Annotated in this window: 17 protein-coding genes and 1 tRNA gene; 9 read left to right on the top strand and 9 right to left on the bottom strand. The window is 60.5% G+C overall.

The window, feature by feature from the left end:
* Positions 1–53: 53 nt before the first annotated feature.
* A complete protein-coding gene (locus PRI8871_RS14745; RefSeq protein WP_108887008.1) occupies positions 54–1,730 on the bottom strand; it encodes a bifunctional protein tyrosine phosphatase family protein/NAD(P)/FAD-dependent oxidoreductase in 1,677 nt (558 codons plus the stop codon).
* 191 nt (positions 1,731–1,921) lie between these two features.
* On the opposite strand from PRI8871_RS14745, the gene fzlA reads away from it, so the two are divergent.
* The 5 genes from fzlA (at position 1,922) to PRI8871_RS14720 (ending at position 5,178) form a co-directional block, all read left to right on the top strand.
* On the top strand, positions 1,922–2,587 hold the full coding sequence (gene fzlA, locus PRI8871_RS14740; protein WP_108887007.1) for an FtsZ-binding protein FzlA: 666 nt from the start codon (positions 1,922–1,924) through the stop codon (positions 2,585–2,587).
* A 23-nt stretch (positions 2,588–2,610) separates the two neighbouring features.
* Positions 2,611–3,648, top strand: coding sequence for a tRNA epoxyqueuosine(34) reductase QueG (gene queG / locus PRI8871_RS14735; RefSeq protein WP_108887006.1), 1,038 nt, complete (start codon positions 2,611–2,613; stop codon positions 3,646–3,648).
* A gap of 99 nt (positions 3,649–3,747) precedes the next feature.
* Positions 3,748–4,200, top strand: coding sequence for a peptide-methionine (R)-S-oxide reductase MsrB (msrB, locus tag PRI8871_RS14730; protein ID WP_108887005.1), 453 nt, complete (start codon positions 3,748–3,750; stop codon positions 4,198–4,200).
* The gene (gene msrA / locus PRI8871_RS14725; RefSeq protein ID WP_108887004.1) at positions 4,197–4,697 is read left to right on the top strand and encodes a peptide-methionine (S)-S-oxide reductase MsrA; all 501 of its coding nucleotides are present in this window, start codon (positions 4,197–4,199) and stop codon (positions 4,695–4,697) included. Before msrB ends, msrA begins: the two co-directional genes overlap by 4 nt.
* Before the next feature lie 139 nt (positions 4,698–4,836).
* Positions 4,837–5,178, top strand: coding sequence for a DUF2853 family protein (locus tag PRI8871_RS14720; RefSeq protein ID WP_108887003.1), 342 nt, complete (start codon positions 4,837–4,839; stop codon positions 5,176–5,178).
* 37 nt (positions 5,179–5,215) lie between these two features.
* Here the strand turns inward: PRI8871_RS14720 and PRI8871_RS14715 are convergent, their stop codons facing one another.
* From PRI8871_RS14715 to tsaD, 6 genes are all read right to left on the bottom strand, one after another.
* Positions 5,216–6,820, bottom strand: a complete 1,605-nt coding sequence (locus tag PRI8871_RS14715; RefSeq protein WP_181389482.1) for a methyl-accepting chemotaxis protein — start codon at positions 6,818–6,820, stop codon at positions 5,216–5,218.
* A 470-nt stretch (positions 6,821–7,290) separates the two neighbouring features.
* A complete protein-coding gene (locus tag PRI8871_RS14710; protein ID WP_108887001.1) occupies positions 7,291–7,686 on the bottom strand; it encodes a DUF1761 domain-containing protein in 396 nt (131 codons plus the stop codon).
* A 66-nt stretch (positions 7,687–7,752) separates the two neighbouring features.
* Positions 7,753–8,172 carry an EVE domain-containing protein gene (locus PRI8871_RS14705; protein WP_108887000.1) on the bottom strand — a complete coding sequence of 140 codons (420 nt, stop codon included), beginning with the start codon at positions 8,170–8,172 and terminating at the stop codon, positions 7,753–7,755.
* Positions 8,172–8,444 carry a YciI family protein gene (locus PRI8871_RS14700; protein ID WP_108886999.1) on the bottom strand — a complete coding sequence of 91 codons (273 nt, stop codon included), beginning with the start codon at positions 8,442–8,444 and terminating at the stop codon, positions 8,172–8,174. Before PRI8871_RS14700 ends, PRI8871_RS14705 begins: the two co-directional genes overlap by 1 nt.
* A 2-nt stretch (positions 8,445–8,446) precedes the next feature.
* Positions 8,447–9,406 (bottom strand): NAD(P)H-dependent glycerol-3-phosphate dehydrogenase, encoded by a 960-nt coding sequence (locus PRI8871_RS14695; RefSeq protein WP_108886998.1) that lies wholly within the window; start codon positions 9,404–9,406, stop codon positions 8,447–8,449.
* Positions 9,403–10,485 carry a tRNA (adenosine(37)-N6)-threonylcarbamoyltransferase complex transferase subunit TsaD gene (tsaD, locus tag PRI8871_RS14690; protein ID WP_108886997.1) on the bottom strand — a complete coding sequence of 361 codons (1,083 nt, stop codon included), beginning with the start codon at positions 10,483–10,485 and terminating at the stop codon, positions 9,403–9,405. The genes PRI8871_RS14695 and tsaD overlap by 4 nt, the downstream gene beginning before the upstream one ends.
* 83 nt (positions 10,486–10,568) lie before the next feature.
* Here tsaD and PRI8871_RS14685 point away from each other — a divergent pair, with 83 nt between their 5' ends.
* The 4 genes from PRI8871_RS14685 (at position 10,569) to PRI8871_RS14670 (ending at position 14,460) form a co-directional block, all read left to right on the top strand.
* Positions 10,569–11,282 carry a uroporphyrinogen-III synthase gene (locus tag PRI8871_RS14685; RefSeq protein WP_181389481.1) on the top strand — a complete coding sequence of 238 codons (714 nt, stop codon included), beginning with the start codon at positions 10,569–10,571 and terminating at the stop codon, positions 11,280–11,282.
* Between the two features lie 71 nt (positions 11,283–11,353).
* Positions 11,354–12,739 carry a COG4223 family protein gene (locus PRI8871_RS14680; protein WP_108886995.1) on the top strand — a complete coding sequence of 462 codons (1,386 nt, stop codon included), beginning with the start codon at positions 11,354–11,356 and terminating at the stop codon, positions 12,737–12,739.
* Between the two features lie 10 nt (positions 12,740–12,749).
* A complete protein-coding gene (locus tag PRI8871_RS14675) occupies positions 12,750–14,306 on the top strand; it encodes a heme biosynthesis protein HemY (protein ID WP_108886994.1) in 1,557 nt (518 codons plus the stop codon).
* Between the two features lie 78 nt (positions 14,307–14,384).
* Positions 14,385–14,460, top strand: a tRNA-Thr gene (locus PRI8871_RS14670).
* Between the two features lie 307 nt (positions 14,461–14,767).
* Here the strand turns inward: PRI8871_RS14670 and PRI8871_RS14665 are convergent.
* Together PRI8871_RS14665 and PRI8871_RS14660 are read right to left on the bottom strand one after the other, a co-directional pair.
* On the bottom strand, positions 14,768–16,252 hold the full coding sequence (locus PRI8871_RS14665; protein WP_108886993.1) for a YfjI family protein: 1,485 nt from the start codon (positions 16,250–16,252) through the stop codon (positions 14,768–14,770).
* Positions 16,252–17,127 carry a DUF7146 domain-containing protein gene (locus PRI8871_RS14660; protein ID WP_245897878.1) on the bottom strand — a complete coding sequence of 292 codons (876 nt, stop codon included), beginning with the start codon at positions 17,125–17,127 and terminating at the stop codon, positions 16,252–16,254. The genes PRI8871_RS14665 and PRI8871_RS14660 overlap by 1 nt, the downstream gene beginning before the upstream one ends.
* Positions 17,128–17,151: the final 24 nt, after the last annotated feature.

Here is a 17,151-nt window from a genome sequence, read left to right as displayed (position 1 = left end):
TTCATAACGCCTTGCGGCGCAGTGGCAGGCAGCCCCGAAGGGCCGCCCAAAGATCAGGAATTCGCGGAGACGTGTTCAGGCTTTGCCAGCCATTCCTTTCCGCGCAACATGGCCTTCCAGTAGACGGGCGGCAGGATCTGTTCTTTCAGGATCCATGCAGCGCGGGTCGGTTTGGTGCCATCCAGCAACCACTTGGGGAAGCTGGGAAGAAGGGTGCCGCCATAGCCAAATTCGGCCAGAACGATCTTGCCGCGTTCCACGGTCAGCGGGCACGACCCATAACCGTTGTAGACCGCCACGGGCGATCCACCGCGAATGTCCGCCGCCACGTTTTCGGCCACGATGGGCGCTTGCATCCGCGCGGCTGCGGCGGTCTTGGCATTGGGCGCGTTCATCACGTCGCCAAGGCTCCAGACGTTGTCATAGGTTTTGTGGCGCAGGGTGTTCTGATCCACATCGACCCAGCCTGCCGCATCCGCCAAGGGCGACACGCGGATAAAGTCCGGCGCGGTTTGCGGCGGGCAGACATGCATCATGTCAAACTCGACCGTGACCTCGGTGGCTTCGGTATCGGGCTTGGCCACTTTGAAGGTTGCCGTCTTGGCCTTGCCATCCACAGCAATCAGGTTGTGGAAGAAGTTCAGCGTGGCGTCGTATTTCTTGACGTATTCTTCCAGCGCCGGGACATAATCTTTGACGCCGAACAGCACACCGCCTGCGTTCATGAACTGGATGTCGATGTCTTTCAGACGGCCATTCTTGAACCAATGGTCGCCAGACAGGTACATCGCCTTTTGCGGCGCGCCTGCGCATTTGATCGGCATCGGCGGCTGGGTGAACAGCGCGCGGCCACCTTTCAGGCCTTTGACCAGTTCCCAAGTGTAGGGCGCCAGATCATAGCGGTAGTTCGAGGTCACGCCGTTCTTGCCCAGCGTTTCGACCAGACCGTCCACCTTGTGCCAATCCAGCTTCAGGCCGGGGCAGACGATCAGGCGGTCGTATTTCACCACGCGGCAACCATCCAGGATCACGGCGTTGTTTTCAGGCTCAAACGCGGCCACGGCGGCCTTGATCCAATGCACGCCATTGGGGATCAGGCTGCCCATGGTGCGGGCGGTGGTCTGCGCCTCAAAGACGCCGCCGCCAACCATTGTCCAGCCGGGCTGATAGTAATGGATGTCTGCGGGGTCGAGGATCGCGATGTTCAGATGGGGCAGGCGCGACCGAAGCGAGGCCGAAACCGCAATACCTGCGGCACCGCCACCAACGACCACAACGTCAAACTTGGCGTCGCCTTCATCGGTCGGGGTTTTGCCGCCGTTCACGATGCGGCGCACAACGCCCGCCATGTCATAGCCCGCCGCTTTGGTCGCGGACAGAATCTCAGCCGGGGTCAGTTTCGATGCCTGGCTCAGCGACCAAAGCGTTGCCGAGCGCGTACCGGTGCGGCAATAGGCAAACACCGGGCCGGGCAGTTCGCGCATGGCCTTGCCGAATGCGTCTGCATCGCTGTCTTGTACCTTACCCGACACGATGGGCAGATATTGCACCGAAAGACCCAGCGCCTTTGCTTTGACTTCGATCTCTTCGAACGTCGGCTGATCCGCGCCTTCGCCATCGGGGCGGTTGCACATAATTGACCGGTAACCGGCGGCTGCGATGGCTTCGACATCGGCCGGAGAGATTTGAGGCGATACCGAGATATCGTCATTGATTTTCTTGATGTCCATCCTCAAGGCCCTTTCGCGCGGAATCAGATGCCTCCTATATATTCAAAAAAAGGAATAATAAAAGATGCAATTTTTTCCCTTGGGTCACTTTCGCGAAACTTGCCAAGTCTTGCCGATCTGGTGTTCTGTGGTTGAACTGGCAACGCAATCGCGGCAAGTAGAGAGTACCTCTCTTTTTTGAACTGATCCCCATGGCAAAACTGTACCACGTGCCTCTTTCCCCGTTCTGCCGCAAAGTGCGCCTTAGCCTTGCGGAGAAAAAGATCGAGTGTGAACTGATCGAGGAACGCTACTGGGAAAAAAGCACCGACTTCATGCGGCGCAACCCTGCGGGCAAGGTGCCCGTGCTGAAGATTGACGGCATGACTTTGTCGGAAAGCTCGGCCATTTGCGAGTATCTTGAGGAAACCTGCCCTGAGCCGTCCTTGATGCCCAAAAGTGCGGAAAACCGGTATGAAGTGCGGCGTCTGGTCAGTTGGTTCGACGATAAATTCCACCACGAGGTGACGTCGAAACTGCTGTATGAGCGGGTGAACAAAAAGGTCATGGGCCAAGGCTTCCCCGAAAGCGCGAATGTCAAAGCCGGGGCGAAGGCGATCAAGTTCCACCTTGATTATATGGCATGGCTTCTGGACCACCGCCGCTGGCTGGCAGGGGACACCATGACGCTGGCCGATTTCGCCGCCGCGTCGCATTTGTCGTCCTTGGATTATATCTCAGACGTTGATTGGAACCGCAGCCAGATCGTCAAGGATTGGTACGCCAAGATCAAATCGCGCCCGGCGTTCCGTAGCATTCTGGCCGATCAGATTCCGGGCTTCCGCCCGCCGGAACATTACGCCGATCTGGACTTCTGATCGAACGCCGAGGGGAAAACGGCATGACGTCGCTGGCAGATATCCTAAAGGCCGAAGCCTCGGCCTTGGGCTTTGACGCCTGCCAGATCTGCCGCCCGTGGGACGTGCCGCAAGTGCCGGACAGGCTGACCGCCTTTCTGGAGGCCGGGTATCACGGGCAAATGTCATGGATGGCCGACCGCACCCATTGGCGTAGCAACCCGCACGCCCTCTGGCCCGAGGCGAAATCGGTCATCGTTCTGGCCGAAAGCTACACGCCAGATCACGACCCAACCGAGGTTCTGAACCATCCCGATCAAGGCGCGATTTCGGTCTACGCGCAGAACAAAGACTACCACGACACCGTCAAAAAGCGCCTCAAGCGTTTGGCCCGCTGGCTGATTGCCGAGGCCGGGGGCGAGGTGAAAGTTTTTGTCGACACCGCGCCCGTGCCGGAAAAGCCGCTTGGGCAAGCCGCTGGGCTGGGCTGGCAGGGCAAACATACGAACCTTGTGTCGCGCGGGCTGGGCAACTGGTTCTTTATCGGGTCCGTGTTCACAACGTTGGATCTGCCCCCCGACCCGCCCGAGGTCGATCATTGCGGATCATGCCGGGCCTGCCTATCGGCCTGTCCGACAGAAGCCTTTCCCGCGCCCTATCAATTGGACGCGCGGCGCTGCATTTCCTACCTGACGATTGAACATCACGGCCCGGTTGACCCGGACCTGCGGCCCCTGATGGGCAACCGCATCTATGGCTGTGACGATTGCCTTGCCGCCTGCCCGTGGAACAAATTCGCGGTTGAAGCGCGAGAGGCGAAATACCACGCTCGCCCCGATCTGATCGCGCCCGATCTGGCCGAACTGGCCAGCCTTGATGACACTGCCTTTCGGGCGAAATTCTCAGGCTCGCCCATCAAGCGGATCGGGCGCAATCGCTTTGTCCGCAATGTGCTCTATGCCATCGGCAATTCCGGCCGGCCCGCGCTTGCCACTGTCGCGCAGGGTCTGACGGATGATCCTGACGAAACGGTGGCAGATGCCGCGCGGTGGGCCTTGCAACGGCTGAAACCGCAACAATAATCGCGGCTGCGTGACGGTAAGTGAGGGCCGCGCGACCCGGCGCCACTTTTCTTTGGCGCACCGCACACCACATGATAGCGCATCACCAAAGGAGGCATCATGACGACCACCTACCGCAAAACCCCTGAGGCGCTTGACGCGCTGTCCCCCGAGGAATTCCGCGTAACCCAGCAAAACGGCACCGAACGCCCCGGCACCGGCGCATTGTTGGATAACAAGCAACCGGGCATCTATGTGGACATCGTCAGCGGCGAGCCTCTGTTTGCCTCCGCCGCCAAGTATGAAAGCGGCTGCGGCTGGCCCAGTTTTGTCAAACCCATCGAACCCGATAACGTGGTTGAACTGCGGGACATGTCACACGGCATGATCCGCACCGAAGTCCGGTCGAAACACGGTGACAGCCATTTGGGCCACGTCTTTCCCGATGGTCCGCGGGACCGCGGCGGGCTACGGTATTGCATCAATTCGGCCTCGTTGCGGTTTGTGCACCGCGACAACATGCAGGCCGAAGGCTACGGCGATTACATCGCGCAGGTGGAGGATATTGAATGAGCGTGCAACGTGCTGTTCTGGCGGGCGGGTGTTTCTGGGGGATGCAGGATCTGATCCGCAAACTGCCCGGCGTGTCCAAGACACGCGTCGGCTATACCGGCGGCGATGTGCCCAATGCCACCTATCGCAACCACGGCACCCATGCCGAAGGGATCGAGATTTGGTTCGATCCGGCCAAACTCAGCTATCGCCGCCTCCTGGAAGTTTTCTTTCAGATCCATGACCCGACCACGCTGAACCGCCAAGGCAATGACCTGGGGATGAGCTATCGGTCCGCGATTTATTACGTCGATGAGGACCAAAAGGCCGAAGCGCTGAACACCATCGCCGATGTCGATGCCTCTGGCCTGTGGCCGGGCAAAGTCGTGACCGAGGTCGAACCCGTGGGCGATTTCTGGGAGGCCGAGCCAGAGCATCAGGACTATCTGGAGCGTATTCCCAACGGATACACATGCCATTTCCCTCGCCCAGACTGGGTTTTGCCCAGCCGCGACTGACCTTAGGGAAAAGACTCGTTCCCGCCGTCATTCCCCTTTGTGTCGGGCCAGCAAGGGGTTAACGTGCTTGCCAGCGGCCTGATGGGGGGCTGTTAGAACCATGCTAGGCAAACTCATGCCTCAACAAAGGGAATGACAAATGGGACGCCGTGACGATCTGATCGCCAAATATGCCGAAGACCTGCGCAGCAAATGCGGGATGGACCCTGATATGGACCTGCTGACCAAGGTCACCATTGGCTGTGGCCCCGCAATTTACAACGCAGATGCTTCGACCGTAGCAGGCAGCCAACCGTCCGAGTTGGAAACCGTCAAGGACAACTTCCTTGTCAAAAAGCTGGGTCTTGCTGATGGGCCTGAACTGATGGACGCCATCGATTCAGTCATCGAAACCTATGGCCGGTCCGAACGGAACAAATACCGCGCGGTCATCTACTACATGCTGACCAAGCATTTCGGCAAAGAAGCCGTTTACGGATGAACATCAAAGCCCTGCCGGATTATCGGCAGGGCTTTTTTCAAGCGGTCTTAGGGCCCGCTTTGCGCCTTAGCGTCCCCGTGGGAAGAAGCGAGGCCAAGCGAAAGCTGCGTGATCGTTGTTTCTTTGGCTCCGGCGCTTTCTCGACCGTCCTGTCGAACGAATGGAAGAAGGCAATCGCATGCGTCAGCATTTCGGCCTGGCCCGAAAGTTCGGTTGCATGAGAGGCTAGCGTCTCAGACGCGACGCCGTTTTGCTGGGTGACGCTATCCAATTGCTGGATGCCCTCGATGATCCCCGACACTTCATCCACCAGACGTGTCGTGCGTTCCGCCACGCGATTGACGAAGTCCGATGTCTTTTCAATGTCTGGAACCAGTTTTTCGATCCGTTCACCCGCACTGGCCGCTTGTGCGACAGTGTTTTTGGATAAGGCGGAAACCTCAGCCGCGGCCGCATGGCTGCGTTCGGCCAGTTTGCGCACTTCGGCGGCAACCACGGCAAAGCCGCGTCCATTTTCGCCCGCGCGCGCCGCTTCAACCGCCGCGTTCAGCGCCAAAAGGTCCGTTTGACGGGCAATTTCCTGCACAACCAGAATAGTTTCGGCAATCGTTTGCATGGATTGCACCGCCTCGGCCACGGTGCGACCGGAATTCTGCGCGTCCGTCGTGGCCTTTTCGGCCATTTTGCGGGTGTTAGCGGCATCTGCCGCCCCGACGCGAACGCTTGCGCCAAGTTCGGTCATGGCGCGCGCCGCATAATCGGACGTGGCCGCCTGCTCTGCCGCGCCTTCATTCAGCTCAACCGACATCGTCGAAATCTGCCCCGCTGCAACCGACACGTTATTGGCCGAAACCTTCACATCACGCGTCACATTGCGCAGCGTCTTGACCATATGATTGAGCGATTTGACCAGCTCTCCGATTTCGTCGTTCGACAATTTCGCATCGCTCGGCGTCAGATCCCCTGCGGCGACGCGCTTTGATAACGTCACCGCCTCTTTCAAATGCCTGGTCAGGCGGCGCGTGGTGACAATAAACAAAGCCGAGACGATCAGGATGATGGCGATGGTCACCGCACCAATCAGACTTGTCATTTTCAGCGCAAAGGCCTGCGCATTTTCGGTGAGACGAGCGGCTTCGGTCTTCTGGTAGGTCATCAGATCCTGCAACGCAAAATAGACAGGCTGCATCGCCGAATAGTACCCATTGTCCAGATAGGTCTTGAGCGTGAAGGCTTCTTGCTTTTCCAACAAGCCTTTTAGCTTGTCCAAAGCCGCGTCCGCGTTTTCCTTTGCCTCAACCACGCGGACGATAATGCTCATCTCTTCGTCGGTCAGGTATGTCCCAAGATAGTCGGCCCAGTTGATGTCGATCATCTCGCGCACGTCGCGCAGGCTCTCGGCGGCGCCCTGCCATCCTCCGCCATTCTTGGCTTTGACCCGCAGCGCCGCATTGCGCGCGTCGATCATATAGCCGTTTGAGATTTCCTTGAGCTGGATCAGCGGAACAACCCGGTTTTGATGAACCGACCGCATGCGCTCCGCGATGGACGTCATTCCATGGTAGGCGCCCAGCCCGATCGCGATCATCGCGACAAAGCTGAACAGCTGCACCGCAAGAACCTTGGTCGAGACACGACGCATGAATGCCCAGCGCAATTTCGGAGCTTTGGCCTGCACCTTCTCGTTCCTTTCCTGCCTACTGGCGCATTGCCCGCCTCAACGGGCATTTGCCCCCTAAGGTCCCATATCGGGCGACACGCCGGTAGGAACGCGCCCACCGCATCAGCGGCAATTTGCACGAAACGGGCCAAGATGACGTTGGAACAAAAGAATTTTTGCGGAAGCCTTCGAATTGTTGGGCGCAACGAAGGTATGTGCTTAGACCATACCGACGACAGTCGCCGCACACCAAGGGCGCAAAGCAGGCGTCAGTGGTGCGACAGGGTCGGCACAGTTTTAAGCATTGAATGTTTGCGGATTCGGGCCTGATTTCATACCCTGAAAGCAGGGCTAGGACGGCCGGATTTCCATTTCCGCCAGTGGTGCTGTGGGAGCACGCGGGGAGTTGGGGGTGCCGCGCCGTTGGCCAGCACCCCCAACAACCTATTGTTTCAGAAAAGACCCAGCACCAGACCCACCACACCACAGGCAGCCACGGCATAGCCGCCATCGATCAGCGTCAATTTGAACGGTCGCATCGAATAGGCGTAGTTCATCGTGATCCACGGCACGATGATGAATAGCCCAATCCCAAGGCCCGCGATCAGCGTCTTTCCGGCAGTGTCGATGCCCGCCATTCCGAACATGTGCCGCATCATGCCCGCCACGATCAGAATCGCGACGCCGGAAATCACAATCGGCATCGGGCTGCCGTTACCTTGCGGCTTGCCGTCTTCATCCAGCGGGAAACCCGCCGCTTCCATCCAAGGCTTGGACAGGGCCATGTACCAGACCGCTCCAAGCAACCATCCCGCCGCACCTGCGGCCAAAACACTTAGCAATTCCATCGCAATGCCCCCTGTTCGCGTATTGTGCCAAATCCTGCGTCAGAATCGGGCTGCAACCTAGCGAAATCAGGCATCAATGCCTGCCATTTTGCACAGCAGCACCCATTCCGCTTCGGTCACGGGTTGCACAGACAGGCGTGAGTTTTTGACCAACACCATGTCTTGCAGTTCGGGCGTGTGCTTGATGCTATCCAGCGTCACAGGCACCTTGGCCGACGCCAGCGCGCGGATGTCCACGCAATCCCAACGCGGATCGTCGGCGGTGCTATCGGGATGCGACTCGGCGCAGACCTCGACCGTGCCGACAATCGCTTTTTCGGTCTGTGAGTGATAGAAAAACCCACGATCGCCAAGCCGCATGTCACGCATGAAATTGCGCGCTTGGTAGTTGCGCACGCCGTTCCATTCCTCGCCCTCGGCCCCTTTGGCGACCTGGTCTTGCCAGCCCCAAGTCGCAGGTTCAGACTTGAACAGCCAATAGCGCATCAGCCGATGACCCGCTTCCACGCCGTCAGTTCGACCGAGGCAAACAGCCCAGCCTTGGCATAGGGGTCATTCGCGGCCCAGTCTTCTGCCGCAGCCATATCGGCCACATCCAAGATCACCAGCGACCCGGCCATTTCGCCCGCATCGTCCAGCAACGGACCAGCCTGCGCAACAACGCCGGTGGCATTGATATAGGCCAAATGGGCGTCGCGGTTGTCTTTTCGGGTTTGAAGGTGGCCGGGTTTATCCTTGGCATAAAGCGCGATGAGCATGGTCATTCTTCCTTAAGTGAACGGTTTAGCAGGGCGGTAATGGCTTCGGCGACCGAACAGTTTTCCGTCGTCACCTCAAACACGATTTCCGAAATGGGCATATCGACCCCCAGCCGCTTGGACAGACGTGTGACGGCCTCGGCGGTTTTGACGCCTTCCACTGTGGCGGTGCGGTCCACCGGGTCTTGCCGCCCGAGCGCGAGGCCGTGGCGATAGTTGCGCGACTTTTCAGACGTGCAGGTCAGCATCAAATCGCCAAGCCCAGACATGCCGGTCAGGGTGCGCGGATCGGCCCCGAAATGCATGGCAAGGCGCGTCATCTCGGCAAAGCCGCGGGTCATCAGGGCGGCGCGGGCGCTTTCGCCCATGCCTTCGCCGATGCAAGCCCCGCAAGCGATGGCAATCACATTCTTCAGCGCCCCGCCAAGTTCGGCCCCAATGGTGTCAGTCGTCCGGTAAAGCCGCAGCGAAGGCGTCGCCAGATCCAATTGCAGCGCTTTGCCGACCTCGGGGTCGGCGCAGGCCAGCGTCAGGGCGGTCGGCAGGCCCTGCGCGATATCCGTGGCAAAGCTGGGACCGGTCAGAATGGCTGGGATCGCGCCGGGTTTAAGATGCGCGGTGGTTTCTGCCACGCCCATGCCGGTTTCCACGTCGATGCCTTTGCAGCACAGCACGATCCGGGTGCCGGTCATCGGCGCAGTAATCTGCGATAGCACCGCCCGAAGGGTTTGCGTCGGCGTTGCAACAAGAACCACGGGCGCGCTGGCGGCATGGTTAAGATCGGACGTTGCCGTGATCTTTGCGGGCAGGGTCACCCCCGGCAGGCGGGACGTTTGGCGCGTGACGTTGATCGCCTCCACCGCCTCGGGGCTGCGCGCCCATAGGGTCACGTCCTTGCCGCTTTGGGCCAGAACCACCGCCAATGCCGTGCCGAACGCCCCTGCCCCCAGAACCGAGATCATGCCTTGGCCCCTTTCTTGCCTGACCCAACCAGCGGCGCGGCCAGTTTGTCCAATGGCCAGCGCGGACGGGCCGACAGGGTCAGATCATCACGTTGCCCCAAGGCATACAGCTCGGCCCCTGCAAAGGCGATCATCGCGGCGTTATCCGTGCACAGGCGCAGCGGCGGCGCGGTGAAATTGGTGCCGGACTCATCGCAGACCGCCTGCAAACCGCCCCGAATGGCCATATTGGCGGCCACCCCGCCCGCAACGGCCAAGGTCGGCGCGGCGGGGGCCAGCGCCAGATAGTCAACCAAAGCGCGTCTGGTCTTTTCGGCCAGAACGTCGCGAATGGCCGCCTGAAACCCCGCGCACAGGTCAGCAACATCGCGGCGGGTCAGCCCGCCCTGTTCGGCGGCCAGACTGTCCCGCGCCCGCAACAATGCGGTTTTTAAACCGGAAAAAGACAGATCGCAGCCGGGCCGGTCCAGCAAGGGCCGGGGAAATTTGAACCGCGCCTCGTTGCCTTGTTTCGCCTGCGCCTCGACCGAAGGGCCGCCGGGCTGCGCCAGTCCCAACATGCGGGCCGCTTTGTCGAAGGCTTCGCCAGGGGCGTCGTCAATCGTGCCGCCAAGCCGTTCAAACCGATCAGGACCATGGGCAATCAGGAATTGGCAATGCCCGCCCGAGACCAGCAACATTAGGTAAGGAAAGCGCAAATCATCGGTCAGGCGCGGCGTCAGGGCGTGACCGGCCAGATGGTTGACCCCAACCAGCGGCGTCCCCGTGGCCGCAGACAGACCCTTTGCGCACATCACGCCCGACAAGACACCGCCAATCAAACCGGGGCCAGAGGTGACAGCGATCACGTCAATATCGCTCAGCCCGACATCCGCCTCGGCCAGCGCCCGTTCGACACAGATGTCCAGCTTTTCGGCATGGGCCCGCGCGGCGATTTCCGGCACGACGCCGCCAAAGGCTTGATGCAGGTCGGTTTGGCCAAACACCACCGACGACAGCACAGTTTGCCCCCGCACAACGGCTGCTGCGGTGTCATCGCAGCTGCTTTCCAGACCAAGAACTGTCAGGGGGGCGGGCATGTGCAAAGGTGTCCGTTGCCTTGAAACTCTGGTGCAGTTACCACGAAGCGGCTGACTGTCACAATCCCGCAATGCCAATGCCCATGCCCCGCCCCGTTCTGTTGCTGACCCGGCCCCGCGCCGCATCTGAACGCAGCCTGCGCCATTTTCAGGCAGCGGGGGTGACAAATGTGCAGCCTATAATCGCGCCCCTGTTCGAAACCCAGCCCATCGGCGCGTTGCCCGAGGCTTGCGGCACGGTGATCTTTACCTCCGTGAATGGCGTGCAAGCCTTCACCGATCTGGGCGGCGCAGCGGAGGGGCTGGCTTTTACAGTCGGCACCGCCACAGATGACGCCGCGCGACAGGCGGGTTTTCAAACGATCTGCGCCGATGGGGATGGCAATGCCTTGGTTCAGACCATCGACAAACATGCGCCGGAAGGGCCGATCACGCATCTGCATGGCGCGCACACCACCGGCGATATCACCGGTCAGCTGCGCGATCTGGGCTACAACGCCAACAGCACCGCGATCTACGATCAGGTGGCCCAACCCCTGAGCGATGAGGCGCAATCAGCGCTACGAGGGAAGGCTCCGGTAATCGTTCCGCTCTTTTCCCCGCGCTCGGCGCGGCTTTTTGCCATAGCTAACAAACCGGGCGCTCCGCTCTACATCGGTTGCATGAGTTTTGCTGTTGAACATCAGCTGATGGGAACACCATTTAAAATGTGCCTCATTGCAAGGCATCCAACCCTCTCGGAGATGACAAACGTCGTGTCCGACCTTGTACATGCGGCGCTTTCAGATGAGTGCTGATGTGGCTCAAGGACAAATTCGCAATCATCGCTTTTCAATAAGCACGTTGAATGTCGAAAGGTAGAATTAGCGTGGCAGACACGAAAAACACCGACGAACCCCAAGAAACCCCCATCGTGTCTTCGGAAAAGGCCTCCGAGGATCAAATCGCCGATGCGGAGGTGATCGAAGAGGTCCCGGCGGACCACGCAGCGGAATCGACAGATCAGGACGTTGAGCCCGACACGGATGAGGCAATCGCCTTGCAGGAGCCCGGCACCGAGGCCCCGGCAGATGAAACCGAGGTTTCAGACGAGCCAGCGCCCGAAGAGACCCCCGCCGATGACGCGGATGAGGTCGAATTGACCGCCGAATCGGACGCCGAAACGGTGGAAGATGACGCGCCTGTTGTCGACGAAACGCCCGCACCTGCGCCCGTGGCGCCCCCTGAGGCCGACCCGGCACCGCGCAAAGGCGGTTTCTTGCCGATGCTTTTGGGCGGTGTGGCTGCCGGTGTGATCGGCTTTGGCGTGGGTCAGTATTCGAACGATGGCTGGCCGTTCAACGGCGCGGCCGAACAGTCGACATTTGAGGCCGATACGCAGGCTGCTTTGGCGGATCTGGCCAAGGCCGATGACGCAATTTCAGGCCGCGTTGACGCGACTGAGGCCGCGCTGAACGACATCGACCTGTCGGCGCTGGATCAGCTGGCCCCGATTGCAGGCAAGACCGAAGATCTGGCCGCCGCGTCGCAATCGCAAGCCGATCAATTGCAGGCACTGGCCGATCAACTGGCCGCCCTGACCGCCCGTTTTGACGAGTTGGAAAAGCGCCCCGTGGCCGAGACCGTCTCGCCCGAGGCGATCGCCGCCTATGAGCGTGAGCTTGAAAACCTGCGTCTGGCCATGGAAGGTCAACGCGCCGAGATCGAAACCATGGCGCGTGATGCCGTGGCCGCCGAACAGAATGCCGAAGCACAGGCGCAAATCGCCCGCGCCCGCGCCGCCTTGGCCGAGGTGGTCGCCGGATTGGACACCGGCGCAGGGTTCGCAGACAGCCTGCAAACCATCGCCACATCGGCAGGGGCCACAGTGCCTGACGCGCTGGCCGCCGTGGCCGCAGATGGCGCTCCAACCCAAGGTGCCTTGATCGAGGCCTTCCCCGAAGCCGCCCGTGCGGCCCTGTCTGCCGCCCGCGCAACCGAAAGCGGCGAAGGCTCTGGCCGGATTGCAACGTTCCTGCTGGATCGCGTCGGCGCACGGTCTGTGGCCCCGCGTGAAGGCACCGACGCAGACGCTGTTCTGTCCCGCGCCGAAGCCGCTGTGAAAGCGGGCGATATCGCCGGTGCATTGGCCGAACTGTCGGCCCTGCCCGAAGTTGCCCAAGCCGAGATGAACGCTTGGGCCGCCCTCGCTCAAACCCGACTGGACGCGCTACAGGCTGCTGATGCGCTGTCTCAGGAACTGAACCAGAAGTAAGGATCACGTTATGATTTGGTCGCTTATCAAGATTGTCGTCTTCGTGATCCTTATCGGTGCCCTGACCTTGGGTGCCGGCTTCCTGATGGAAAGTGACGGCGGAATTCAGATCACCGCCGCCGGCAAGGAATTCGTCCTTGGCCCGCTGGAATCGGTCATTGGTGCCGTTGTTTTGGTGGTGCTAATTTGGCTGTTCTTCAAATTGGCCACCCTGATCGTCGCCTTGCTGAAATTCCTAAACGGTGATGAAACCGCGATTTCGCGCTATTTCGACCGCAACCGCGAACGCAAAGGCTTTCAGGCGCTGTCGGATGGCATGATGGCGCTGGCTTCGGGCGAAGGCCGCGTTGCCATGGCCAAGGCTGAAAAGGCCGAACGCTATTTGCACAAGCCCGAACTGACCGACCTGATCACCGCCCAAGCCGCTGAAATGGTTGGCGATAAGACCAAGGCCGAAAAAGTCTATAAGCGGATGATCCAGCGCGAAGAAACCCGCTTTGTCGGTGTGCGCGGCATCATGAAGCAAAAGCTGGACGCCGGTGACACCGACATGGCGCTGAAACTGGCCGAACGCGCCTTTGCCATCCGACCCCGCCACGAAGAAGTGCAGAACATTCTGTTGCAGCTTCAGGCCGAAAAAGGCGACTGGTCCGGGGCGCGGCACACGCTGAACGCCAAGCTGAAGCACGGCAGCCTGCCGCGCGATGTGCACAAGCGCCGCGATGCGGTTCTGGCCCTGTCCGAAGCCAAGGGCATTCTGGACGAAGGCAAATCCATTGAGGCCCGCGAAGCCGCGATTGAGGCCAACAAACGCTCGCCCGATCTGATCCCGGCTGCGGCCTTGGCCGCGCGCGGTTATGTCGATCAGCAGCGCCCGCGTCTGGCTGTGCGCATTCTGAAAAAGGCGTGGGAAGTGCAACCGCACCCCGATCTGGCAGCCGCATTCGCCGCCATTGAACCGAATGAGACGCCGCAAGAGCGCCTGAAGCGGTTCCAGGCGATTACTAAGATCCGCCCGGACCACCGCGAAACACGCCTGCTTCTGGCCGAACTGAACATCGCCGCCGAGGACTTCCCCGAAGCCCGCCGGTCGGTTGGTGATCTGGCCGAAGTGGACGCCGACGCCCGCGTTCTAACAATCATGGCCGCCATCGAACGCGGCGAAGGCTCGTCCGATCAAGTGGTTCGCGGCTGGCTGGCCCGTGCGCTGACCGCGCCGCGTGGGCCGCAATGGGTTTGCGACAACTGCAACCACATCCATGGCGAATGGGCACCGGTTTGCGGCCATTGCCACAGCTTCGATACGCTCAGCTGGAAAACACCGCCGCAGTCCGATCTGGTGATGCCGGCCGGTGCTGAAATGCTGCCGCTGATCGTCGGCGCCATTGAGGACAAGTCGAAAGACGCGCCCGAGGCGGAGCCGATGCCCGAACCTGTGGCCGAGATCATCGCCGAAAGCGACGCCGCGCCAGAACCTGATGACAGCGACGTCATTGACGCCGGACCTCAGGATGCCGAACTGGTCGATGAACCGGCGGAAAAAACGACCAAGCCAGAGGCAAAATAGGCCTTTTCCTGAGGCGGCCTCAATGCTAATAGGCCGCCTCACAGGATGTCATTCCTTGGTCTGACACCTGAAAGAAGTGCCGCTGTAGCTCAGCTGGTAGAGCACGTCATTCGTAATGATGGGGTCGGGGGTTCGAGTCCCTTCAGCGGCACCATGAAAAGTCCCTAAGACTTTGTTCTTGGAGGCTTTTTTGCATCTCCAGTATTCGTATCCACCCTTTTATCCACCCTGCCATCCGCGATACCCGGCCCAAACGGGTCGTGATGCACTACCTCAAAGATATTTTGGGATAGGGCACGTATTCTTTGGGCTGATCCAAATTTTCTTTGGGCTGATCCAAATTGAACGACTTTGGGCGCTCATTTTGGGGGTACTCGAATACCTACTAGGGCCTTGCGACATCCGCGACACTTGCGACACGGGGTCGGGTTTGTCGCGAATGTCGCAGAAGTCGCAGCGGGTCAGGTATCGCGGCAGATCCGCCATGCCTCGGCCCGTGCAGCGCCGCGCACCATTTCACCGGGCGGTAGGGGCGCAAGCCAGCCGTGGCGCTCCAACAGACCAAGTGCAGCGCGGGCCTTTGGGCTTTCTCGTAGGGCGTTGGGGCCAAGGCGCACAATATCGCGGGTCATAACCTCGGCGTGCGGCCAGCTTTCCAGCAGCCATTTGCGCAACGCCTCGGCCCGGTCGATATCCTGCGAGACCTGCGCCGCATCGGCCAAACGCAGCGCCTCGGACAGATAGTAGCGGGCCAGCGTGATGCCATGGCCCATATCATCCCCCGTCACTACCGGGGCGTCGAGTGAACGCCATAGCGTCAGCACGCCTGCGATACGTGCCGCCTGTTCTGCCGCCTTGCTGGCATAGCCGGTGATATGGGCCAGCGTGCCGCCGGGGGCCTGTTCCGCCTCCACTTCATTCGCAAAGACAATCAGCCCAGAACGCGCCTCAGGCGACAACGGCAAAAGCCAGGGCGACAAGGCGCGGGTTACGGCGTCCATCGGTAATTGAGTGTCGAGAATGGACCGTAGGCGGTTTCCGAACGTTTCTAGCGCATCACCAGACCTATCCCCCGCTCGGTGCAGCCGCGAGCCGATGGTGCTAGGCGGTTCGCAGATCAAAAAGCGCGGCAGAAAACCGGTGTCCGCCGCCATGGGGTCAGCCATGAACGCCCGCGCCACAGAAGGTTGCACCATGAGATGCACTGCCAGTCTGCGCCCATAGAGCGCCGCGTGCCCATCGCCTGCCCGCGTGCGGCGGATCGGGTTGCCCTGCCAAAGGTCATTGAGCGCGGCCAAGGTCTTTTGGCGATTCTCACTATTCATGGCATGACCGCCCAAGAATTGCCCGCCTTCATCCGAGAAAATGCCAAGCGACGGTTGCCCGGTCGCATAAAGCCGGGTCAGCCCTTCAAAGGTTGGTTCCGATGCGGTGCGGTCTCCTGACGGCGGTGCGGCGGGTTCCGCGCCAAGTGCTTCCAAATCTGCGCGTGCGGCGGTCTTTTTCTCTCCCTTGCCTTTGCGGGCCTCAATCAAGATTTGGTCGCGTTCGCCTTTCCAAAGCGCATGGGCATTTTGCCAACGGGTCACGTCTTCGCGCTGGGCGTCGCTTTGGTCTTGTTCAAACTCACGCAGCGCCGCCATCAGCGGCCCGTCGCAGCTACTTTTGCGTTCGCCACTTCGCGCGATGGTCAACGCATAGAGCGACACAGGACGCTTCCCGCCCAAGGTCTCGACATCGGCAAAGCCCTGCACGGCAAGCGATGCCACGGCCAAAGCCGATGCCGCCGGAATAGCGACGGGGGCTTGTGTGCGGGCCTGCACAGCCTCTACGGCGGGGCGCAGCGGTCCAAGGTGTTCCACGGGATAGGCACCGCCGGGGGCGATATCGCGCACCAGAGGTTGCGGGCCTTCGGGGATAAAGGGAATGGATTGCGGGGTGTTCATCACTTGCCCCCTTTCATCATCAAAACGTCGTTCCAGTCGCGCCCGTTTGGCGCGGGAAGCATCGAGACTTGCCAGCCCAAGGAATGCGCCCGCATGGCCAAGGCTTGTGCCGCTTCACGGCCTGCCGCATCACCGTCAGAGGCGATTTTTAACCGGCCCTTTCCTGAATGCAGGAAAAGCCCGCGCATTCCTGACGTTGACAGTGCGGACCATATAGTCGCCCTAAGGCTCAAAAGGCCCGATGCCAGCGAAAGCCCGGTTTCTATCCCCTCGGCCACCACCAACGGGCCGGGTTGATCTGTCAGACGGACAGCGCCGCCCGATGTCGCCCCAAGCATCGCCTTGCACGGCGCGATATCGGCCTTGCTAGCGCCATCTGGGCGCAGATAGGTGCGATGGATGCCGAAACTTTTGCAGCCCTCCACCAGTGCAACCATTGCCGGATAACGCCGCGCGGTTGCCCCATGCCAGCATTCAGGATGAAAACGTAGCGTTTCGGGCAAATCGCAGGTGATGCCGCGCCCACGTAGATAGGTTTCGGCAATCGTGCCAGTAATTGGTTCGGCCTCCTGCCAAAGGCGAAAGGCTTGATCGGCACGGCGTTTCGCATCGGCCTGTTTCGCGGTGTTTGCTTTTGCGCGGGTTGCCGGGTCGGGCGGGGTCCAAAGTCCGGGGGCGACATGCGCCGCCCCCAAGATGTCAGAAAATCCGCAATTGGATTTCTTGCAATGCGCCAATAGACCCGCCTGCCCCTCAGAGAGGGTTAGGGCATTCTGGCCTTTGCGTTGTTCTGGCTGGCACACCGGGCAAGGTGCGGTGCCATAGCGTCCATACCAGTGCCCTTTAAGCGTCTGCGTCAGGGTTCGTGCGTCCATCACATCGCCCCCCATATCAGAGCG

It is taken from the genome of Pseudoprimorskyibacter insulae (assembly GCF_900302505.1).
GTDB lineage: Bacteria > Pseudomonadota > Alphaproteobacteria > Rhodobacterales > Rhodobacteraceae > Pseudoprimorskyibacter > Pseudoprimorskyibacter insulae.
This window is presented reverse-complemented; position numbering and strand designations above follow the sequence as displayed.